The sequence below is a fragment of the Streptomyces sp. NPDC043685 genome (genome assembly GCF_056436585.1).
The window spans coordinates 159708-181080 of sequence record NZ_JBWKCH010000005.1; the positions used below are offsets into that span (position 1 = coordinate 159708).

Genomic DNA, 21373 nt, shown 5'->3' on the forward strand with positions numbered 1-21373 from the left:
GGGACTGATCGGCACCGACGAGCGGTGCAACCGCGAGCACAGCCGCCAGCGCCATGAACAAGGCCAGCACAGCTTTGCGCACTACTTCCTCCTGCCTTGAGCGGAACTCGACGCCGCTCGCTCCTGCTCGAGCCGCCGCAGCGGTCAAGAGGTCCAGCGAGTCAGCGCCTCGAACCGTAGACCGCGCTAGGAACGTGGCGTCACTGACAGATGTCAGGGTGTGGCATCGGGGCTGGTCGACGCTCGGACCCGAGCAGGCCCGCAGCGCGCCGGAACCAGCTACGCGCTCCGGGTCAGCAGACCGGCGTCGATGACCTCAGCGATAAGGGTGGCGCCGCGGCTGTTCTGGTGGATGTGGTCGGTCGTGAGCACGAGACCCCGCCGCCGCGAGATCGTGTCGAGGCTGCGGCGCAGCACTGCGTGCTGGACGAGGACGCCGACGGCCGCTGCGGGCGTCACCTCCCGGTATGAAATCGGCGGCGGGTCCGCTTGGCGCAGCTCCTCGATCTGGCGTTCGTGGAGCGGAAGGTAGGCCACCTCGTTGGTGGCGGCGACCTCGGCGATCATCCGGCTGTACGCCTGCGATGCCTGTGCCGCTGCTCCGTCGAGTTGTTGGCCGAGTACCGGTAGCGACAGCAGACCGATCGTCGCGTCGGTCTCCGCTCGCAGCCGTGCGACGACGGCCCCCAGGCACTGTTGGAACCAGCCGGCCGACGGGCGATCGGGGAGCTGTTTGCGCTTCATGGCCTGCTCGACGGGGTAGCCGGCAAGGCTCGCTCGGGCGTCGTTGGTCCCGATCAACACGGTGATCACATCGGGTGGGTTCGTGACGACGGCATCGAGACGCTGCAAGAGGTTGTAGGCGAAGTCGCCGTTGGCGCCGAAACGGGCAAGCTGCACGTCACCGGGAGGGCGGCGTCGTCCGAGAAGATCCAGGTAGTCGACGCTGAACTGCGCGCGGGTGAGGCTGTCGCCGAGGCACGCGATGCGTGTCGTCACGGCGCTTCCTCCGGGCTGGGCGTGCCGACGCGTTCGGTCGGGCGGGTGTCGGTCCGAGGACGGTGGTCGGTGCCGAGGGTCGCAGTGATGGCCAGGATGGACGTCGGCCCCTCCATGTCGACCACGTGCCATACCCCGGCCGGGTTGATGGTGGCCTCGCCCGGCCCGAGCAGAACGCGGTCGGGCACCCCGCCCACGTCGCGGGTGACCGTCACGGACCCGCTGAGGCAAACGACCAGCTCGTCGCCTGCCGGGTGGCTCTCCCAATGGTCGCCGAGCCCATCGCCGTCGAAGATCATCACCATCCGGCCCTCGGCGCCGTCTGCCGCGACCGCGGCGCTGTAGGCCTGGAGCACCTCCGGGTCCCAGGTGAAGCCCTCGACGGGTTTCGCTCTCGATCCCAGTCCGAGGTGCACGGGGGTGGTCCGCAGGTCCATGGCATTGCGTTCGTGGTTGACGAGTCTCATGCCGACGATCGTCCACGACAGCGATCGGGCGGTCTTGAAGAAAAGGGAAGAGAAGCCGACGCGACGGGCGGACGGTTGGCGGCTACCCGGCTCCGAGGAGGACTTCGCTGCGACGCCAGGCCGTCGGCGATCGGCCCGTGAACTCGCGCCAGTCCCGAACGAGATGGGCCTGGTCGGCGTAGCCGGAGACGGTTGCCACATCGCTCCACGGGAGCGGGTCCTGCACCGCCGCCAGTTCGTGCGCGTGCTCGAAGCGCAAGACTCGGGCGAAGGTCTTCGGCGACAAACCCACCTCACCGCGAAACCGCTCGGTGAGGTACCGACGGCTCCAGCCGAGTTCCGCGGCGACGGCACCAACCTGGACGCAACCCCGCGCGGCGACGAGGCGGCGCCATGCCTCGGCTACCTCGGGGCGCACCCAGCGCACATGGTCGCCGCGGGCGCCACGGCCGACAGCTCGGAGGAGCAATTCGTCCAGCGCGGTGAACCGCGCCGCCCATGTTGTCGCCGATCGGAGCCGGTCGACCAGCTCGACGGCAAGCGCTCCGAGAAGCTCGTCAAGTGGGACCAGTCGGTGGGCGAGCTCGGCGGCGGGCATGCCGTAGATGGCCCGGGCCCCGAGCGGTGTCAGCGATACCTGAACACCTTGCTGGCGTCCGTCGTGGTGAATCGCGACGGACCGGCACATCAGACCGCCGGCCACGCTGCCGAATCGGGTGACCGGTGACCCGTCGTCAACGCCCGCCGCCACCTCCAAAGGATCTGACAGGCTGATCACCGCAGTGAGCGCGCGGCTCGGCGGGCCGCAGTGCACCCCCGTCGGGAGCCCGCGGAGGTCGAAGCCGACATACGAGTCGACGTACTGCCGCAAGACAGGCGCCGGACGTGCACCGATCCCGGTGGCCGTGTGGTCCTCCATTTTCGTCAGTGTACGAGCCGCCCAGCCCCAGGAAGATCACCATCCAAGGACTGATCACCGCCATGTGCGGCTGGTGACGCGGTTCTTACCGGCACCCCGTCACGCAGCGCTACATGTCCGTTGGCCGTAGCTATGCGAGAACAGGGCCGGATCAGAGAGCAGTGGTATGCAACGGGCCAGCATCTCCTCGGGGTCGCCCAAATAGCGCCCGCCGTGAAGGTCGAAGGCCCGCGGGCCGGCGGTCGATACCGGCCGAGATCGCGAAGTGCCCGATCATCATCAAACCGTCCGCCGGGTACTCGACCGTACGCGTCGTAATCGCCGTTATGAGACTGGACTGTAGTGATCGTCGAGCCCGGCCCGGCCGCTGTTCTGCCGCTGGGGCATCCCGGCGCAGTGCCTGGTCGCGGCTGCGGCTGGCCTGGAGCGGCTTTCACTGTCAGGGCCCCCTCTCTCTTCCAGACGTCGCGAGTCCCCCTCCGCAGCCCACGCCCGAAAATGGCCCAGAACAGTTCGCCGATGGTGCCGTAGTAGGAGACAAGCGCCGGATGGGCGGCCGCCGCGGGCGGTGACCTTGCGGATCGTGACTCGCTCTGCCCGCACCCGGCGTGACTTCCGGCACATCTGCTGGAGGGCCGCCCACCCGGCCGGAGCACCGAAACCTTCACGGCCCCGACCCCTGGACGACCGCGAGGCCGCAGGAACACCGCCCCAACCCGATGCCACGACGTGCACATACCAGTACGAATCGGTAGCTGTGCCAAGGTGTGCCCTCCCGACCGCCCACGTGGCTCTCGCCCGGTGACGGGTTCTCGGCCTGCCGGACGTGGTGGCTGAGAATGGTCTATTGCGGGTGTGACAGGTGATGCTTGGTGCCGATGTCACGGATACGGCGCTTGGTTGTGCTGGTCCGGCGGCTGAAGCTGATCGGCAGTGCAGATTTGAGAGGGCGGCGGGGCGTGGAGTTGCTGGACGGGTCGGATCCGGAAGCTCTCGGTGGCTATCCACTGCTGGCGCGACTCGGTGAGGGCGGAATGGGGCGGGTGTATCTGTCCCGGACGGTGTCGGGGCGGCCGCTGGCGCTCAAGACGGTGCGTGGCGAGATCGGACGGGGACCGGGGTTCGAGGAGCGGTTCGCGCGGGAAATCCGTAACAGCGACCGAGTGCGCTCGCCCTGGACGCCTGCGGTGGTGGACTACAGCCCTCCGGGGCAGCGCCCGCAGTGGCTCGCCACCGAGTACGTGGCAGCGCCGTCCCTGGCGGAGTGGGTGCAGCAGTACGGCCGGCTGTCCGAGCCGTGCGTCCTGGCACTGGCGGCCGAGCTTTTCGGGGCGCTGGCAGCGGTACACGGGGCGGGACTGGCCCACCGGGATGTCAAGCCGTCCAATGTGCTGTTGGGCCGCCGTAGTCCTCTGCTCATAGATTTCGGGATCGCGCGCGCGAGGGAGGACACGCGTCACACGAGGACGGGCGGTGTGATCGGTTCTCCCGGCTATCTGGCGCCGGAGCAGGTGAGTGCCGGGGAATCGGGTGCACCGGGCGACGTTTTCTCGCTGGCTGCGGTACTGGTGTACGCGGCGACGGGACGGGGCCCGTTTTCCAACCCGAACGACGAGTTCTCGCCTGCGGTGCTGCTCTACCGCATCGTGCATCAGGAGCCGAACCTCGACGACGTTCCGGCGGCCCTTGTCCCGCTCCTGCGGTCCTGTCTGGCCAAGGACCCCGAGCAGCGGGCCACGCTCGACACCGTCAGCGTGCTGTTGGAACGCATGGGCGGCCGGTGCGGTACCTGGCCGCAGTTGCTGCCCGAAGGGCTGGAGAAGGATCTCGCCGTGCGGGAGGAGGAGGCGCACGCGTTGATCTCCGCAACAGTGCAACCGCCGTCTGTGGCGGCTGTGTCACGTGAGCCCCATGACGGCCCGGCTTCCGCCGACGCACAGACCGCCGTCCTGCCGCGTGTCGACGCCGTGCGACGGTGGGTGTCCGGCCGTACCGGCCGGGCGGTCGCCGGAACCATGGCCGCGGCCTTGATGGCCGCGGCGGGCACGTTCCTCGTGCGGCATTTCTCCGACGACTCCGACGGGACGCCTTCGCCGTCATCCACTGCCACATCGCTTCCCGAGGCCTGGGCAGGTACATGGGTCGGCACCGGGCCGGGCAATCCCACCCCTGACGGCTTCAATGAGCCCCGCACCGACCGGTTCAGCGTCACTTTGACTCTCCACCCAGCACAACGAGGTGAGCTGGCGGGCAAGCAGGTCAGCAGGGTGACCGAAGTGGACACCAAACGTGAGCTGGGATGCACCGAGACCCTGCGACTGCAGGAGATGCGCAAGGCATCGATGGTCCTCAAGGCGGTCAGCAGCCACCCCACCGAACAGGGGGCCGAGGTCCCCTGCCCCAACGGCAGTATCTACGTCGTTACGATGACCGGCCGAGACACCCTGGGCCTGCGCGACGACCGTGACCAGTCCGCCGGGGCGCCGTCCACCCTCACCCGGCGCTGACGGTTGAGCCCGCGGGCCCGGTCGGTGCCGCGCCCTTCCCGTCCGGCGCCGGGTCGCTGAGGTTGGGACGCTCCGTTGCCTCCGCCTTCATTACGGGCTTCCAGCCAGCCGCGACCTCATGAATGGCGCCGCGTCGGCGTCGTCCTGGAAGACGCGCAGCCGCCGGCCCGGAATGGGTCCGGGGTTGTCGCGGTAGGCCGGCGTGGGCTTGTCGAGGTGGCTGATCACGCCGAGGACGCCGTGCGGGGCGGACGCGCGACGGCGGCGACGACGTCACCGTGGCCGCTGCGAATGAACCCCGCCGTGTCCGCATGGCTCGCTCTCATCCACCGCCCCTTCCTCGAGCCCTCGCGGCCTCGGCGACCCGGGCCGCCGTCTCCCGCAGCCACATGTGCGCCGCGTCGTGCATGTGGACCGGATGCCACCACAAGGCCTGCTGGATCGGCACGGCGTCATAGGGCGGCTCCATGAGGCGGACGTGCGCGAGTCCGTCCAGCTCGTCGGCGAGACGTCTCTGAAGGAGAGCCACCCGGCGGGTGCCCGCAACCAGGAGTGGCATCAGCTGGAAACTGTCGACGGAGACCGCGACGCGCGGCTCGATGCCGAGCGCGGCAATCTGGCGGGCGGCGGGGGCGTCGTAGGCTCGTTGGTACGTCACCCATGGCAGTCGGGCCAGGTCGTCGAGGGTGAGCTGCTCGCCGACCTCGGGGTTGTCGTCGGCGACGAGGAAGACCCAGCTGTCCTGGTAGAGCTCGACCGTGGGAAAGCCGCGAATGATGCCGTGGGGCAGCAGTAGCCCGTCCACGGTGCTGAGCAGCGACCCGGTGCTGTCGATGATTTCGTTCGGTACCTGTTTGAACCTGAGCCGGATGCCTGGTGCCTCGGCTTGGACGGTGCGGGCGAGTTCGGTGCCGAAGACGGCAACCGCGTAGTCCGAGGCGATCAGCGTGAACTCATGCTCCTCGCGGGAGGGGTCGAATTCGGCCTGACTGGCGAAGACGCGCTCCAGCAGGTCGCATGCGGTGGTGGTTCGGTCGAGGAGGGCCTGCCCGAGGGCGGTCAGTTCGTACCCTCCGCCCACCCGGGCGAGCAGGTCGTCGTCGAAGTGGCGGCGCAGCCGGGCCAGGGCCGCGCTCATCGCGGGTTGACTGAGCCCGATGCACTGGCCGGCCCTGGTGACGTTGCGCTCCTGCAGGAGGGCGCGCAGGGCAACGACGAGGTTGAGGTCCAGGCTGGCCAAGTTCACGAAGCATCCCAATTCCGGAGCCGGCACCATCGGTATTCACCGGCTGGATTCTTATATACAGGAAATCGATTTCCCTGATTGCAATCTACGGGCCAGATTAGTGGGACCGCAATCGGGAGGACATCTCCGTGAAATCCGCAGCCGCGTCGGCACCATTCGCGCCCTTCTCGGGCCCTTTCGCCATCGGCACTCTCTCCGCCTCGGGCGGGGCCGCGTTCCCCGGCCTCGTGGTGCCCGACGGCCAGGTGCTCGACCTGCGCGCGGCTCTGGGTGAACCCGCGCTGACGACCCTTGTGCTCCTGGAGCGCTGGGACGAGACCTTGCCCCGCCTGCACGCCCTCGCGGCGGAGCCGGCCGGCGCATGGCTGTCGCTCGATGACCTGCGGGTGCACGCGCCCGTCGAGCCCCGGCAGATCTTCCAGTCCGGCGCCAACTACCGGCAACACGTGATCGACCTGGCGGTCGCGCACCGTGCCCCGGACGCCCCGGGCACCGTCGAGGAGGCCCGCGCCGAGGTCGCGGCGGTCATGGACAAGCGGGCCGCCGAGGACCTCCCGTACGTCTTCATCGGCCTGCCGACCACGATCAGCGGCCCCTATGACGACGTGGTGCTGCCCGCCTGGGCCGAGAAGCCCGACTGGGAGCTGGAGGTGGCCGCGGTGATCTCCCGCCCCGCCTACCGGGTCACCGTGGAGGAGGCGCTGGACCACGTCGCGGGCTACACCATCGCCAACGACCTGACCGACCGCGCGAGCGTCTTCCGCCGGGACATGCCCCCGATCGGCACCGACTGGCTGCGCGGCAAGAACGCCCCCGGCTTCACCCCGCTCGGCCCGTGGATCGTCCCTGCCGGCTCCATCGCCGACCCGTCCGACCTGCAGGTCACCCTGAAACTCAACGGCGAGACCATGCAGGACGAGTCCACCAAGGACATGATCTTCGGTGTCGCACGGTTGGTCTCGTACATCTCCCAGACCGCCCGACTGCTTCCCGGCGACCTGGTTCTGACCGGCAGCCCGGCCGGCAACGGCATCCACTGGGGCCGGCTGCTGCGCGACGGCGACGTGATGGACGGCTCGGTCACCGGGCTCGGTGCCCAGCGCACCCGCTGTGTCGCGGAGGACGCACGATGACCGCCGCCCGTATCGACCGTGCGGATCCTGAGGCGGCGATCGCCGAGGCCGCCAAGGCGTACTCGAACTGGGGCCGCTGGGGCGAGGACGACGTGCTCGGCACGCTCAACTTCCTCGACGAGGCCAAGCGCCGCGAGGGCGCGGCCCTGATCCGCGACGGCGTCAGCTTCTCCTTGTCACAGGCCTTCGACATGGACGGCCCGCAGAAAGGCTGGCGGCGGCGTACGAACCCGGTGCACACGATGCTCGCCACCGGCACCGACGCCGCTCTGGGCGGTCAGGGTTTTCCGCACGGTTTCGGTGGCGCCGACGATGTGATCGCCATGCCCTTGCAGTGCTCCACCCAATGGGACGGGCTCGGCCACATCTTCGATCACGGCATGGCGTGGAACGGCCGCCCGGCGGAGAAGGTCGTCACCTCCGAAGGCGACCTGGTCACCGGCATCGAGCACATGGCTCCGCACGTCGCCGGGCGGGGCGTCCTCCTCGACGTGGGCCTGGTCATCGGCCAGGACGGCGAACTGCCCGACGGCTTCGCCGTCACCGAGGAGCACCTGACCTCAACCGCCGCCTCGCACGGTGTGACCGTCGGTCGTGGCGACCTGGTCCTCGTGCGCACCGGGCGGCTGGCCCGCGCCCGTCACGAAGGCTGGGGCGACTACGCGGGCGGGCCGGCGCCGGGGCTGAGTTTCAGCACGGCCGGCTGGCTGCACCGGAGCGAGATCGCCGGGATCGCCACCGACACCTGGGGCTTCGAGGTGCGGCCCAACGAGTTCGACCACGCCTTCCAGCCGCTGCACCAGGTCGCCATCCCCCACATCGGTCTGCTCATCGGTGAGATGTGGGACCTCGACGCCCTCGCCGCACATTGCGCCGCCGACGGCCGGTACGAGTTCTGGCTCACCGCCGCGCCACTGCCCATCACCGGGTCCGTCGGCTCACCGGTGAATCCCCTCGCCGTCAAGTAGCGGCCTGGGCTGCCGGGCGGGCCGCGCCCGGACGGCAACGCCACCCTCGCCCGCCCGGCTCGCAACACCCCCTCTGCCGCTCGCAGTCACACGGCACCATCTCAGGGAGAACCCATGAACGATCCCCGCCCCCGCACCGTGCTCGTCATAGGCGGCGGCGCGTCCGGCAACGCCGTGACCGTGCTGCTGCGGCGGGCGGGCATCACCGTGGAACTGATCGAGGCCAAACCCGACTGGAACGTGCTCGGCTCCGGCATCACCCTCCAGGGCAACGCGCTGCGCGTGCTGCGCGAAGTCGGCGTGTGGGACAAGGTCCGGGAGAGCGGCTGCGCCGTCGACGCCGTCGGTCTGGCCGCGCCCGACGGGACCGTGTTCCACGTCCAGCAGGACATCCGCACCGGTGGGGACGACCTGCCCCCGATCTTCGGCATGCAGCGGCCCCGGCTCCAGGAGATCCTTTGTGAGGCCGTCCTCGAGAGCGGCGCGACGGTACGCCTCGGCACCACCGCCGAGGAACTGGTCCAGGACGCGTCCGGCGTCACCGCCCGGTTCAGCGACGGCACCGAGGGCCGCTACGACCTCGTCATCGCCGCTGACGGCGTCGGCTCCCGCACGCGCGCGATGATCGGCATCAGCGACCATCCCGAACCGACCGGCATGGCCATCTGGCGCGTCCCCGCGCCCCGCCCCGAGGGCGTGGAGCGCATGGACCTGGCCTACGGCGGAACCTGCTACATCGCCGGCTACTGCCCCACCAGCAAGAACACCCTCTACGCCTACCTCGTCGAGGCCAACCGCGACCGCGCCTCCATCGACCCGGCCTCGTACGCGGACGAGATGCGGCGGCTGGCCGCGCCCTACGGGGGTGCGTGGCCGGAGATCGCCGCGAGCATCACCGACCCGGCCGAGGTCAACTACACCTGGTTCGAGCGGCTGCTCGTCGAGGCCTCCTGGCACCGCGGCCGGGTCGTCCTGATCGGTGACGCGGCCCATGTCTGTCCCCCCACGCTCGCCCAGGGCGCGGCCATGTCGTTGGAGGACGCCTCCGTCCTGGCCGAGATGCTGAGTGAGGAGCGGGACTGGAGTTCCCTCGACGCCCTCCTGACCGGCTTCTACGAACGCCGGATCGACCGTGTCCGCATGGTGGTCGAAGCATCCGTGCAACTCGGTCAGTGGCAGCTGGACGGCGTCCGTGACGCCGACGCACCCGGTCTGATGGGCCGCACGATGTCCGTCCTGAAGGTGACCCCGTGAACGCCGTGAACCCCGTGAGTTCCCGGAACAGCGCACCCACGATCGACGTCCACGCGCACGTCCTGCTGCCGCCGGTCGAGGACGCCGTCGCCGGACACCCCGGGCTGACCGCGGCCCGCGATCTCGACGCCCGCCGCAACGGCCCCGAGGCCATCGCGGTCAGCGGCCCGATGTTCCGCGACCGCTTCACGAGGCTGACCGACGTCAAGGCCCGGCTCGCCGCGATGGACGCCTCCGGGGTGGACGTCCAGTTGGTCTCGCCGTCTCCGTCGCACTACCACTACTGGGCCGACGAGGACCTGGCTCGTAGGGTGTGGGAACTGGCCAACGAGGGCACCGCCGCGCACGTCGCCCAGGCCCCGCAGCGGCTGCACGGCCTCGGCCTCGTCCCGCTCCAGCACCCGGGCCTCGCAGTCGAAGCCCTCGAACAGGCCCTCGGCCTGGGACTGCGCGGTGTCGAGATATCGAGCCACGCGCCGGGACGCGAACTGTCCGACCCCGCGTACGAGCCGTTCTGGACACGGGCCGAGGAAACCGGCGCGATCCTCTTCCTGCATCCCTTCGGCTGCACGCTCGACGAGCGCCTCAACCGGTGGTACCTGTCCAACACCGTCGGCCAGCCGACCGAGAACGCCGTCGCCCTGTCCCATCTGATCTTCTCCGGAGTCCTGGACCGGCACCCGGGGTTGCGCATCGTCGCCGCCCACGGAGGCGGTTATCTGCCCACCCACATCGGCCGCTCCGACCACGCCTGGCTCGCCCGCACCGACACCCGCGGCTGCGCGCACCCGCCCAGCAGCTACCTCAAGCGGCTGTACTTCGACTCCCTGGTCCACGACCCGGACGTCCTGCGCGAGCTGATCCGTGTGGCCGGCCCCGACCGGGTGCTGCTCGGCTCCGACTTCCCCTTCGACATGGGCACCGACGACCCGCTCGGTGCTCTGCGCGACGTCACGGACCTGCCCGCCCCCCACTTCCACGCCGTACGCGGCGGCAACGCGGCAGCGCTGCTGCGTCTCACCTGAGGAGCCCGACATGACCAACCGTCTGCTCACCCATCTGCGGCACGTCGACCTGGCCGTGCCGGACTACGACAAGCAGCTCGACTTCTACGCCGGCGTCTGGGGCCTGACCAAGGTCGCCGAGGACTCCGGCATCTCCTTCCTCGCCGCCGAGGGCTCCCCCGAGCAGTACATCGTCCGGCTGCGCAAGGCCGAGGAGAAGCGCCTCGACCTCATCTCCTACGGCGCGGCGGACCCCGTCGACGTGGACTCACTCGCCGAGCAACTCCTCTCAGGGGGAGTGCGGTTGATCTCCCAGCCGGGCAAGGTCGACACCCCCGGCGGCGGTTACGGCTTCCGCTTCTTCGACATCGACGGCCGCACCATCGAGGTCTCGGCCGACGTCGAGGCGCGCCGGCACCGTCGTATCGAGGAGAAGGAGTCCATCCCGGTCCGTCTCTCGCACGTCGTCCTGAACTCCCCCAATATCAACGCCACCCGCGCCTGGTACGAGCAGCACCTCGACTTCCGGCTGTCCGACACGATGGCCTTGCCGCACATGGGCGAGGTCATGCACTTCATGCGGATCAGCAACCAGCACCACTCCATGGCCATCGCCAGCGGTCCGCACACCTCCCTGCAACACCTCTCCTTCGAGATGCGCGGCATCGACGAGTACATGCGCGGCTCCGGCCGCGTGATGCGCTCCGGCGCCCGCAAGATCTGGGGCCCGGGGCGCCACATGGCGGGCGACAACACCTTCACGTACTTCCTCGACCCGCACGGCAACACCGTGGAGTACACCACCGAGCTCGAAAAGCTGGACGAGGACACCTGGCACCCGCACATCTACGACCTGACGAAGCCCGAGAACGCCGACCAGTGGGGCACGTCCAACCCGATGAACGAGATGGTCGCCAAGGAAATGCTCAACGACGTCGATCGCGGCGTCTTCGTCGCTCCGCCGGTCTGACCCCTTGATCCCGGGGGCTCGGCGCACTCCCCCGCCCGCCATGCCGCCGGGCCCCCGGCCTGGGCCAACCCACCCAGCTCCCTAGGGATGCCATGCGTTTCGCCACGTACGAACAGCACGGCCGCAGCCGTCTCGCCACCGTCCAGGACGACGGCGTCCTCTACCCCTGCCCCGGCCGAGCCTCGCTTCTCGATCTGATCCAGGCCGGTCCCGAGGCGCTGCGCGAGGCGGGCAACACAAGCCCGGACGTGCCGCGCGGGCCGCACGTCTCCGAGGTGCGACTGCTGCCGCCGCTCCAACCGCCGTCCGTACGCGACTTCGTCACCTTCGAGGAACACGTCGAGGGTGTACGACGCAGCATCGACGGAGCCTCGGGCGCCCCGGACGCCTGGTACGACGCGCCCACCTTCTACTTCACCAATCCCTACGCCGTCATCGGCGCTCACGACGACGTCCCCGTGCCGCCCGCCAGCCAGGCACTGGACTTCGAACTCGAAGTCGCCGCGGTCATCGGACGCGAGGGCCGCGACCTCACCCCCGAGCAGGCCCGCGACCACATCATCGGCTACACCATCTACAACGACTGGTCCGCCCGCGACCTCCAGTCCCGCGAGATGCAGGTCAACCTCGGCCCCTGCAAGGGCAAGGACACCGCCACCACCCTCGGCCCCCACCTCGTCACCGCGGACGAACTGGAGCCCTACCGCGACAGCGACGGATTCCTTCGCCTGGCGCTGACCGCCGAGATCAACGGCGAGGTCGTCGGCAAGGACCTGCTGTCCAACATGAGCTGGACCTTCGAGGAGATGACCGCCTACACCTCCCGCGGCACCTGGGTACGCCCCGGCGACGTACTCGGCTCCGGCACCTGCGGCAACGGCGGCTGCCTCGCCGAACTCTGGGGCGTACGCGGCCGCCAGAACCCGCCGCCGCTCAAGCCCGGCGACACCGTCACCCTCACCGTCGAAGGCATCGGCACCGTCTCCAACACCGTGGTACCCGGTGCCGAACCGGTGGCCGTCCCTCGCGCCCGTAGGCGCCCGCGAACGCGCCCGTGAACCGCGCACACCCCAAAGCTTCCTGGCCGGGCACCGACCCTGTAGGGGAGAAGCCCGCCCTCACCGACCACCAGGTCAACGACGACCAAGGCTGAGGAAATCCACCATGAAGAAGCTTCCCGCCCAGAGCGGCCGCGTCGCCGTCATCGGCGCCGGACCCGGTGGCATGGCCGCCGCACTCTCCGTGCATCAGGCCGGCCACGACACGCCAGACCCGCCGGCAACATCCTCAACCTGTGGCCGCCGCCCATCAAGGCACTCGGGCTGCTCGGAGTGAACACCGAGGACCTGGGTGCGCCCTGTACGTCCGAGTTCCGCAACGCCCGCGGGCGCCGCCGGGTCCGCGCGGCCCTTCCGGAACAGGTTGTCCGCGACTACGGCGGCGGCTTCGTCGGCCTGCTGCGCCCCGAGCTGTACGAGCGGCTGCTCGACGCGCTGCCCAAGGGAGTCCTGCGGGTCAACCACACGGTGGAGCGCGTCGAGCAGGACGAGAGAGAGGTGCTCGTCGGTCGACACCTTCGCCATGGCAAGTGGTGGCACGACAGCCGACCTGCCATCACCACGCTGGGCCCGCCCGACCACACGGCCCTGCGCTCGTCCCAGGCGCTGGTTCGCTCCCGCCGTGCTCCGCAAGCAGGAAGCACGCGCCCGCGACATCGTGACCGACGTCCTCGACGGACAGACCACTCCGATGACCTTCGGCTACGGCATCCACAGCGGCCTCGGCGAACCATTGACCCGGTTGGAGTCCCGCGTCCTCCAGGAACAGTTGCTGGAGCGCTTCCCCGAACGGCGGCTCGCTCCCGGCTGTCGCCGTGAGCCCGCTCCGGGCCTGGTCATGGTCCGCCGCCCGGCGCGGCTCGACGTCGTGCTCTGATCCGAGCAGGGCTTCTCCCGAGGACGGTGCCGTGCTCATCGGCTTCGGCGCGCTCGGCAGGCCGGAAGACCGTCGCCCGCCACGAGGGCGTCGACCGGGCCGCGGAGCAGCTCGGGGCCGGACAGCCGCCGCTCACCACGCGATCAGCCGACGCGCTCAGCGAGGGGGTGTGCTTGCCCGCAGGACGACGTTCGTGTCGACCGGTACGATCCGCGAGGAGTCATCGTCGGAGAGCGCGAGCTCCATCGCGAGGAGCCCGACCTGCCGCAGTGGAACGGTCACGGACGTCAGCTCCGGGACGACGTCCACCGCCGGGCCGATGTCGTCGAAGCCGGCGACGGCGATGTCCCGGCCAGGGACAAACCCGGCGTCGCGGAGTGCGGTCATCACACCGATCGCCATGACGTCGCTGACCGCGAAGACGAGTTCCGTGCCGTCCAGTCCCCGCCGGACGAGCTCCCGTGCCGCCGCACAACCCCCTCGGCGGCTGAACTCGGCTTCCACCACCAACCGTTCGTCGACGCCGATGCCGAACTCGCGCAGGCCCTCCACGAAACCGCTGCACCGGTCACGGGACGTCCTGAGTGCGGATCCTGCGCGGACCAGCGCGAACCGCCGGTAGCCGAGCCCTACCAGCGCGCGGGCAAGCTGCCGCGCTCCACCGTAGTTGTCGATGCTGACGGTGTGGAACGGCAGGTCGTGCTGGCTGATCAGGACTACGCTGCCGCCCGCTTCCCGGTAGGCGTGGAGCTCCTCGACGAGTGCGTCGCGGGCATCGGCGCCGTCGACGCGGCTGCCGGTCATGATGATGACGCGGGGGCGCATGCCGCGAAGCGTCCCGACGATCTGGAGTTCCCGCTCCGGGGAGCGGTCCGCGACCGCCATGGTCACGATGAGTCCGGCGACCTCGGCTGCCTGCGTCACTCCAGCCGCGATGGAGGAGAAGTACGGGTCGTCGACACCGCTGACGACCAGCGCGGCGATGTTCGTCGAACCCCGCGCGATCGCCTGGGCGGACAGGTGCGGTGCATAGTCCAGTTCCGCGGCCGCGGTGAGCACACGGTCGACGTTCTCCTGCCGGACGTTGCGGACGCTGCCGTTGAGCACCCGCGACGCCGTCGCCTGTGAGACGCCCGCTGTCCGCGCCACATCATGCAGGGTCACCTGGCGCCCCTCGGATACGGCCTCCCCGCGACGCCGTACAGGCGCTGCCGCTCCCTCTTCCATGCCGCACATTGTGCACCGAGCCGCCCAGCGCCCGGAAGTCGCGGAATCACTACCGAAGGTCACTCCGCAGGCCGGGGCGCTCACTGCGCCGCACATGCCGTGAGGAATCCAACCGGGCCGACGCGACCGCCTTCGAGCCGGGCGACCGTCTCCCGAGTCGGTCCGGCAACCGTCTCCCGAGTCGGCCGCCGGCACTTTCGTCCACACCTCGGCGGCCTGGCCGGGGACAGCCTCGGGTAGCGTCGACGGCGGCTCGTTTTCGTGATGCGGGAAGGACGGCGCGATGCCCCATTCAGCCAGGCCGACCGTCACCCTGCGTGACGTGGCGGCGGCCGCCGGTGTGTCGGTTTCGACCGCGTCGCGAGTGCTGGGCGGCAGTTCCCGGACGGTCGCTGAGGAATACAGGCAGCGGGTCGTCTCCGCCGCGGCCGCGTTGCGCTACACCGCGGACGCCGCGGCCCGGGCGATGCGGCGCGCGAACGACTCGATCGCGGTCGTCGGCGACGATCTCACGACCCCGTCGATGGGAATGGTCGCCGCGGCGATGGAACGGCGAGCGCGCGACGCAGGTGCGTTCGTGACCGTCTCGTCGACCCACGGCACCGCCGAGCGGCAGCTCGAAACCGTCAGGTTGCAGCGCGCTCTGCGGCCGCGTGCGCTCATTCTGACCTCGAGCCGCCTCGACACGAACGCCCTCGACGGGCGCCTGTTCGACGAGTTGCTCGGCTACGAACGCGAGGGCGGCCGGGTCGTGATCGTCGGTGACACCGACATGCCGTTCGACTCCATCAGCTTCGACAATCACGGCCCCGCGAAGGAATTGGCCATCTACGTCGCCGGGGCGGGGCACCGGCACGTGACGATCCTCGCTGGCGCGCGCGGGCAGGGGAACGTCTCGACCCGTACCGCGGGCTTCATCGCCGGTCTCCGCCACGGCGGCATCGAGGAGCGGCACATCCGCATCTCGCACTGCACGGTGAACCGCCAGGGGGGGTTCGACGCGGCGCGGCGGCTGCTCGCCGAGGGGCTGGAGCCGCCCCACGCGGTCCTCGCCGCCAACGACACCATCGCCATCGGCGCGATGTCCGCCTTCCGTACTGCCGGGGTGGCGGTGCCGGACGAGGTCTCGGTGACCGGTTTCGACGACATCGAGCTCGCGATCGACGTGACACCGCGGCTGACGACCGTGTCGTTGCCGCTGGCGCAGGCAGGTGCCGAGGCGGTCCGCCTCGCGCTCGCGGACCGTACGGAAGCAGAGCATCTGATGATGCGCGGGCAGGTCGTGGTGCGCGACAGCACGGCGATCCGCGTCGTCTGAACCGCCCCTGAGCCGAGCACTCCCGCCGACGCGCACAGCGCCTTCGGGCCACCGGAACCTGTCCCGTCAAAGCCGCGTTTTTACCCGCCGACCGACGCTTGACGCTTTCGATCACGGACAGGCACACTGCGCGGAATACGATTTCCCGCTGAGAAAGAGACTCCTCCACCGGGCGGGCTCCGCCTCCGCGATCCATGCGACGGCCCCGCACCGAGTCTCAGTGCAAGCCACACCCACACCCGCACTCCCTCCTAGGAGGATCTCCCGTGCACAACGTCATAGGGCTGCCTGAAAGGCACACCAGACGGTTGGCGGCCCTGGCCGTCCTGCTCATGGGACTGGCTCTGCTGACCGGCCGAGCACTGTCGCCCGCGTACGCCGCCACCGACACGGCGATCACCGTCGACGGCACCAGCGGTGGACGTACCTTCGACGGTGTGGGTGCGATCAGCGGTGGCGGTGGCAACACCCGCCTGCTGGTCGACTACCCGGCCACCCAGCGCAACCAGATCCTGGACTACCTGTTCAAGCCCGGATACGGCGCGGCCCTGCAGATCCTCAAGGTCGAAGTCGGCGGCGACGTCAATTCCACCGACGGCTCCGAGATCAGCTTCGAGCACACGAGGGGCGACATCGACTGCGACGCCGGCTACGAGTGGTGGGTGATGGAGCAGGCCAAGGCCCGCAACCCCAACATCAAGCTCTTCGCCCTGGCCTGGGGCGCCCCCGGCTGGATCGGCAACGGCGACTTCTACACGCAGGACGGCGTGGACTACATGATCGACTGGCTGGGCTGCGCCAAGCAGCACGGCCTGACCATCGACTACATCGGCGGCCGGAACGAGAAGACGTACAGCGCCTGGTTCTACCAGACCCTGAAGTCGGCCATGGCCGCGAACGGCTACGGCTCGACCAAGCTGGTCGGCGGCGACGAGACCACCTGGAACATCGCCACCGGCATGAAGAACAGCAGCACCCTGTACAACGCCGTGGACATCGCCGGCGCGCACTACCCCTGCATGTACCAGTCCGCGATGACCACCTGTTCCTCCTCCGCCGACGCCCAGTCGCTGGGCAAGCCGATCTGGGCCAGCGAGAACGGCTCGGAGAACGCCGAAACAGGGGCGGCCCCGGTCGCCCGCGCCATCAACCGCGGCTACCTCGACGCCAAGATGAGCGCCTACATCAACTGGCCCATGGTGGCCTCCGACTATCAGAACCTCTTCTTTCACGACCAGGGCCTGATCACCGCCAACCAGCCCTGGACCGGCGCCTACAGCGTGTCCCGCACCGCCTGGTCCATCGCCCAGACCACACAGTTCACCGCGCCCGGCTGGAAGTACCTCGACACCGCTTCCGGCTACCTCGGCGGCGACCGTGCCAACGGCAGCTACGTCAGCTACGCCGCGCCCGACAAGAGCGCCTGGAGCACCGTCTACGAGACCATGGACGCCACCGCGTCCCAGACGGTCACCCTCAACGTGGCAGGAGGTCTGCCCGGCGGCACCCTGCACGTGTGGTCCACCGACCTGTCGCAGCCCGGCGGCGCCACCCCGCGCATGGTGCAGGGCAGCGACCTGACCTCCGCCGGCGGCACGTACACCCTCACCCTGCGACCCGGTCGCGTCTACACCGTGACCACCACCACCGGTCAAGGCGCCGGAACGACCACCACTCCCGCCCGCAACCGGCTCTCCATGCCGTACGCGGACTCCTTCGCCGGCTACAGCACCGGGCAGGAGGCGAAGTACTTCGCCTCGATGAACGGCGCCTTCCAGGCCGCCCCCTGCACCGGTGGCCGCAGCGGCCAGTGCCTGCGCCAGACCGCGCCGATGAAGCCGATCATCTGGTGGGCGCCGGCCTCGAACGACGTCCAGCCCTACACCCTCATGGGCGACATCGCCTGGAGCAACTACACGGTCAGCTCCGATGTGCTGCTGGAGAACAGCGGAAGCTCCGCCGAGCTCCTCGGCCGCGTCGGCACCCAGACGAAGTTCAGCACCGGGCTGAACGCCTACCACCTGCGCCTGTCCGACACCGGAGCCTGGTCGCTGCTGAAGACCGGCACCACCGTCACCAATTCGTGGAACTGGACCACCCTCGCCAGCGGCACCGTCACCGCGCCCGGCACGGGCACCTGGCACAAGCTGGCCCTGACCTTCCAGGACAGCACCATCACCGCCAAGATCGACGGCACCACCGTCGGCACGGTCACCGACACGAGCTACGGTGCGGGCCTGGTCGGCCTGGGCACGGCCGGCTACTACCCCGTCGAATACTCCAACCTGTCCATCACCCACGAACCGGTCAGCGACCTGTCCGGCACCTACAAGATCGTCAGCGTCGGCACCGGCAAGGCGATCACCGCCTCCAACGGTGGAACCAGCGACGGCACGCCCATCGTCCAGAAGACCGACCAGAACAGCACCAGCCAGCAGTGGAAGCTGGCGTACACCAGCAGCGGCTACCTCACCATCACAGGTGTCGCCAGCGGCCAGGCCCTCGACATCAACGCGGCCTCCACCTGGCCCGGCGCCCAATTGCAGCTGGGGACCCCCAGCGGGAGCGTCAGCCAGCAGTGGCTGATCGCCCCGGCCGGCAGCGGCAGCTACACCATCGAGTCCCGTTCGAACGGGTACAAGGCCGACGTGTACAAGGCTCAGACCACCGACGGCACACCCATCGACCAGTGGTTCACCAACGGCAGCAACAACCAGCGGTGGAAGCTGGTCAAGGTCTCGTGACCAGCTGAGGATCAGACCGAACCCATGGGCGGGGCGGGCCCGGACCGCCGGCCTGCCCCGCCCATGTGCCGGGAGCCTTGAGCCGAAGGGCCCCTGCGTCACGTCCACGCGTTCATCTGCTCGAAACCTTGACGCACTCGATCGCCGCTGGGCACACTGCGCGGAATACGTTTTCCACCATGTCAGGCCGGACGCCACACCCGTGTCCTCGGGCACCCGTCGGGGGGCGTCCCCCGCACGGCCCCCGACTGCCTGCGCCCCGAGCCGTCACGCGACGTCACGACCGGACGCGTCATCACAGGAGCCAGTACCTCACCACCACGGACGACAAGAAGAGGACCATGACCGTCAACCGAAGACTTGTGTCACGAGCGACAGCCGCCGCACTGTGCGCGCTGGCCGTCGTGCTCGCGTCGATCGTGCTCATCCCCGCGCAGCGGGCCTTCGCCGCGGGCACGACGTACTACGTGAGCGCGACCGGCAACGACAGCAACGCCGGAACCAGCACGAGCGCGCCCTGGCGCTCGCTGAGCAAGGTGAACTCGAAGACGTTCCAGCCAGGCGACACCATTCGCTTCGAGTCCGGTGACAGCTGGACCGGACAGCTGTGGCCGAAGGGGTCCGGCACCGACGGCGCCCCGATCGCCATCGACAGCTACGGAACGGGCGCCAAGCCGAAGATCGCCGGCCAGGGCACCGTCGCCGACGCGGTGCGGCTGAACAACCAGCAGTACTGGGAGATCCGCAACCTCGACGTGTCGAACGCGGTGCCCACGGGGACGACCGACGGTTCGAAACTCGGCGACTTCCGCGGCATCGGCGTGCACGGTGACAACGGCCAGACCCTGCACCACTTCGTGATCGACTCGGTCGACGTGCACGACGTCACCGGCGAGGTCAAGTGGGTCGGCGGCAGCACCGCCGACAACAAGCCGGGCATCACCTTCCAGCAGGGCTGGGACCGCTCGAAGGACACCGGCGGCATCGCCTTCCTCACCGGCGTCCAGGACATCACCGCGCCCGGCGCCCCCACGGTGCTCGACGGCATCACGGTGGAGAACTCCACCATCAAGAACACCTCGTTCAGCGGGATCGTCACGAAGCAGTACGCCGGGGACGCGCCCGGTGCCGTCTTCACCGGCTGGGGCAAGCGCGCCACGGCCACCGACCCCGCGTTCACCCCGTACACCGACGTCACCTTCCGCGGCAACTACATCACGCAGGCGAACACCCCCTACGGCTGCAACGGCATCTACCTCACCGGCGTCCGGGGCGGACTCGTCGAAGGCAACGTGATCGACCGGGTCGGCGTCTCCGGTGTCGAGACCAACATGGCCGACAGCGTCACCGTCCAGCACAACGAGATCATGGGCACCCACCTCTCGTCGGGCGGTGCCGACCAGAATGCCCTGGACCCCGACATCGGCACCACCAACCAGGTGTTCCAGTACAACTACCTCCACGACAACGGCGACGGTGTTCTGCTCTGCGGGTGCAACTCCAACGTCAAGTTCGGCAGCGTGGTGCTCCGCTACAACGTCATCACCGGCAGCACGCGGTGGAACCTCCACATGTCGCAGACGACGGGCACGGTGGCGAACGTCTACAACAACACCTTCGCCAACACCGATTCGACGTCCATGGTGACCGGGGGCGTCTCCGGCAAGGTGACGCTGACCGACAACCTGTTCGTCTCCAGCCAGTCCGCGCCCGAGTTCAAACAGCAGTCGACCATCATCTACAACAACAACGGGTACTCGTCCAACATGACGACCGTGCCCACGTCCGACGCGGCGCGCAAGATCGGCGCTCCGATGTTCGTCAATCCCTCCGTCACGGGGCCCTACGGCGACGAGAACGGCACGCGACTCGGCACGGCGGCGAACTTCGCGCTCCAGTCAGGATCGGTGTTCGTCGACGCCGGTGCCACGGTCACCGGCAACAGCGGCCTCGACTACGCAGGTGATCTTGTGCCGATCGGGAACGGCCCGGAGATCGGTGCCTTCGAACGCGGCGCGCCCAACATCGCGTTCACGGACACGTTCGACGGCCGGGCGACCGGCACGCTCGCCGACGGGACGAACGGATGGCGGGTCATCTCGACCAACAACGACATCTCCGTGGTGGAGACGCCGTCCGCCACCGACAAGAGCGTCCGGCTGACCCGCACCGTCGAAGGCGGCGGCACCGACGGAACCAACCTCGCCCGGCTGTTCAGCACCCCGATGCAGGGCGTGGTGACCATCGACACGCAGGTGATGCGCAACGACACGCAGGCCGGCTGGTTCGGGCTGCCCTACGTGTACAACGCCGGCGGTGCCCCAGCCGTCAGCGTCGCCTTCGCCCGCGGCGAGATCCACGCGTACCAGGGAACGACGGACTCCGTGATCGGTACGTACACCAACGGCAAGTGGTACCGGGTCACGCTCACCGTGGACACCGTGAACCAGCGCTTCGACCTGGACATCGACGGCCGGCGCGTACTGAACGACGCCGCGTTCCGCACCTCGATGCCGGGGATCGCGAAGATCGCGTGGTACTCGAACGGGGGCGAGCGCGGGGCGGTGCATGTGGACGACGTCCAGATCTCGCGCGGTACCGGATTCGGCCAGTGAAAAAGTGAGAAATCATCTCTGCCGGGCCGATATCGGCCCGGCAGAGATGCAGCAATTTCCGTCCTGA

General features: G+C 69.3%; 17 protein-coding genes and 1 pseudogene. 11 read left to right on the plus strand and 7 right to left on the minus strand.

What is annotated here, in order from left to right; translation table 11 throughout:
- Positions 1–279: 279 nt before the first annotated feature.
- The 4 genes and pseudogenes from AC0665_RS17685 to AC0665_RS17700 all read right to left on the minus strand — a co-directional run.
- Positions 280–999, minus strand: coding sequence for an SGNH/GDSL hydrolase family protein (locus AC0665_RS17685; protein ID WP_478610081.1), 720 nt, complete (start codon positions 997–999; stop codon positions 280–282).
- Entirely contained in the window at positions 996–1466 is a 471-nt protein-coding gene (locus AC0665_RS17690) for a cupin domain-containing protein (protein WP_478610080.1), read from the minus strand. Before AC0665_RS17690 ends, AC0665_RS17685 begins: the two co-directional genes overlap by 4 nt.
- An 82-nt stretch (positions 1467–1548) precedes the next feature.
- Positions 1549–2385, minus strand: a complete 837-nt coding sequence (locus tag AC0665_RS17695; protein WP_478610079.1) for a helix-turn-helix domain-containing protein — start codon at positions 2383–2385, stop codon at positions 1549–1551.
- 147 nt (positions 2386–2532) lie between these two features.
- Positions 2533–2713: pseudogene (locus tag AC0665_RS17700) on the minus strand (dienelactone hydrolase family protein); the annotation flags it as partial.
- A gap of 574 nt (positions 2714–3287) precedes the next feature.
- On the opposite strand from AC0665_RS17700, the gene AC0665_RS17705 reads away from it, so the two are divergent.
- Entirely contained in the window at positions 3288–4892 is a 1605-nt protein-coding gene (locus AC0665_RS17705; RefSeq protein WP_478705493.1) for a serine/threonine-protein kinase, read from the plus strand.
- A gap of 322 nt (positions 4893–5214) precedes the next feature.
- On the opposite strand, the gene AC0665_RS17710 is transcribed toward AC0665_RS17705, so the two are convergent.
- Positions 5215–6138 carry a LysR family transcriptional regulator gene (locus tag AC0665_RS17710; RefSeq protein WP_478610078.1) on the minus strand — a complete coding sequence of 308 codons (924 nt, stop codon included), beginning with the start codon at positions 6136–6138 and terminating at the stop codon, positions 5215–5217.
- 122 nt (positions 6139–6260) lie between these two features.
- Between AC0665_RS17710 and AC0665_RS17715 the strand changes: the two genes are divergently transcribed.
- From AC0665_RS17715 to AC0665_RS17740, 6 genes are all read left to right on the plus strand, one after another.
- Positions 6261–7271 carry a fumarylacetoacetate hydrolase family protein gene (locus AC0665_RS17715; protein WP_478610161.1) on the plus strand — a complete coding sequence of 337 codons (1011 nt, stop codon included), beginning with the start codon at positions 6261–6263 and terminating at the stop codon, positions 7269–7271.
- Positions 7268–8239, plus strand: coding sequence for a cyclase family protein (locus AC0665_RS17720; RefSeq protein WP_478610077.1), 972 nt, complete (start codon positions 7268–7270; stop codon positions 8237–8239). The genes AC0665_RS17715 and AC0665_RS17720 overlap by 4 nt, the downstream gene beginning before the upstream one ends.
- Before the next feature lie 114 nt (positions 8240–8353).
- Complete coding sequence (locus tag AC0665_RS17725) at positions 8354–9493, plus strand: FAD-dependent oxidoreductase (RefSeq protein WP_478610076.1); 1140 nt, start codon at positions 8354–8356, stop codon at positions 9491–9493.
- The gene (locus tag AC0665_RS17730; protein WP_478610075.1) at positions 9490–10518 is read left to right on the plus strand and encodes an amidohydrolase family protein; all 1029 of its coding nucleotides are present in this window, start codon (positions 9490–9492) and stop codon (positions 10516–10518) included. Before AC0665_RS17725 ends, AC0665_RS17730 begins: the two co-directional genes overlap by 4 nt.
- Positions 10519–10528: 10 nt before the next feature.
- Complete coding sequence (locus AC0665_RS17735; RefSeq protein WP_478610074.1) at positions 10529–11467, plus strand: VOC family protein; 939 nt, start codon at positions 10529–10531, stop codon at positions 11465–11467.
- A 92-nt stretch (positions 11468–11559) separates the two neighbouring features.
- A complete protein-coding gene (locus AC0665_RS17740; protein ID WP_478610073.1) occupies positions 11560–12525 on the plus strand; it encodes a fumarylacetoacetate hydrolase family protein in 966 nt (321 codons plus the stop codon).
- A 189-nt stretch (positions 12526–12714) separates the two neighbouring features.
- Here AC0665_RS17740 and AC0665_RS17745 read toward each other — a convergent pair whose 3' ends face one another.
- On the minus strand, positions 12715–13041 hold the full coding sequence (locus AC0665_RS17745; RefSeq protein WP_478610072.1) for a hypothetical protein: 327 nt from the start codon (positions 13039–13041) through the stop codon (positions 12715–12717).
- Between the two features lie 106 nt (positions 13042–13147).
- Between AC0665_RS17745 and AC0665_RS17750 the strand changes: the two genes are divergently transcribed.
- Positions 13148–13402: a hypothetical protein gene (locus tag AC0665_RS17750; protein ID WP_478610071.1), complete on the plus strand. Its 255-nt coding sequence runs from the start codon at positions 13148–13150 to the stop codon at positions 13400–13402.
- Positions 13403–13558: 156 nt separating this feature from the next.
- Here the strand turns inward: AC0665_RS17750 and AC0665_RS17755 are convergent, their stop codons facing one another.
- Positions 13559–14566 (minus strand): LacI family DNA-binding transcriptional regulator, encoded by a 1008-nt coding sequence (locus AC0665_RS17755; RefSeq protein WP_478610070.1) that lies wholly within the window; start codon positions 14564–14566, stop codon positions 13559–13561.
- Between the two features lie 385 nt (positions 14567–14951).
- Between AC0665_RS17755 and AC0665_RS17760 the strand changes: the two genes are divergently transcribed.
- The 3 genes from AC0665_RS17760 to AC0665_RS17770 all read left to right on the plus strand — a co-directional run bounded on the left by AC0665_RS17760 (position 14952) and on the right by AC0665_RS17770 (position 21306).
- Entirely contained in the window at positions 14952–15947 is a 996-nt protein-coding gene (locus AC0665_RS17760; RefSeq protein ID WP_478705298.1) for a LacI family DNA-binding transcriptional regulator, read from the plus strand.
- 266 nt (positions 15948–16213) lie between these two features.
- Entirely contained in the window at positions 16214–18691 is a 2478-nt protein-coding gene (locus AC0665_RS17765; RefSeq protein ID WP_478705299.1) for an RICIN domain-containing protein, read from the plus strand.
- A gap of 341 nt (positions 18692–19032) precedes the next feature.
- A complete protein-coding gene (locus AC0665_RS17770) occupies positions 19033–21306 on the plus strand; it encodes a right-handed parallel beta-helix repeat-containing protein (protein ID WP_478610067.1) in 2274 nt (757 codons plus the stop codon).
- Positions 21307–21373: the final 67 nt, after the last annotated feature.

What these genes read in the sequence shown, in the direction of transcription:
- AC0665_RS17695 (WP_478610079.1), bottom strand. Translation starts at nt 2,385, where the DNA reads ATGGAGGACCACACGGCCACCGGGATCGGTGCACGTCCGGCGCCTGTC.
- AC0665_RS17770 (WP_478610067.1), top strand. Translation starts at nt 19,033, where the DNA reads ATGACCGTCAACCGAAGACTTGTGTCACGAGCGACAGCCGCCGCACTG.
- AC0665_RS17720 (WP_478610077.1), top strand. Translation starts at nt 7,268, where the DNA reads ATGACCGCCGCCCGTATCGACCGTGCGGATCCTGAGGCGGCGATCGCC.
- AC0665_RS17735 (WP_478610074.1), top strand. Translation starts at nt 10,529, where the DNA reads ATGACCAACCGTCTGCTCACCCATCTGCGGCACGTCGACCTGGCCGTG.
- AC0665_RS17740 (WP_478610073.1), top strand. Translation starts at nt 11,560, where the DNA reads ATGCGTTTCGCCACGTACGAACAGCACGGCCGCAGCCGTCTCGCCACC.
- AC0665_RS17690 (WP_478610080.1), bottom strand. Translation starts at nt 1,466, where the DNA reads ATGAGACTCGTCAACCACGAACGCAATGCCATGGACCTGCGGACCACC.
- AC0665_RS17725 (WP_478610076.1), top strand. Translation starts at nt 8,354, where the DNA reads ATGAACGATCCCCGCCCCCGCACCGTGCTCGTCATAGGCGGCGGCGCG.